Source organism: Bacillus cereus group sp. N12 (assembly GCF_016483575.1).
GTDB classification, from domain to species: domain Bacteria; phylum Bacillota; class Bacilli; order Bacillales; family Bacillaceae_G; genus Bacillus_A; species Bacillus_A toyonensis.
In genome coordinates this window covers 1-231 of the sequence record NZ_JAEHBO010000298.1, presented here as the reverse complement: position 1 = coordinate 231, position 231 = coordinate 1, and the positions used below count along the sequence as shown (strand labels likewise).

The window sequence follows — 231 nt, the reverse complement described above, 5'->3', positions numbered from 1 at the left end:
AGTTAGAGGAATTGGAAGAAGAAGTTGGGGAAATAAAAGAGATTGAAATGAACGGTAATGACTTACCACCGCTTTATCCAATTGGACAAATGCACGGAACATATATTTTTGCTCAAAATGATAAAGGGTTATACATGATCGACCAGCACGCAGCGCAGGAACGCATCAATTATGAATATTTCCGTGATAAAGTGGGACGAGTTACGCAAGAAGTACAAGAATTACTTGTAC

Annotated in this window: 1 pseudogene; it reads left to right on the top strand. The window is 38.5% G+C overall.

What is annotated here, in order from left to right:
- Positions 1–231, top strand: a pseudogene (locus JDS92_RS30560) (DNA mismatch repair endonuclease MutL); the annotation flags it as partial.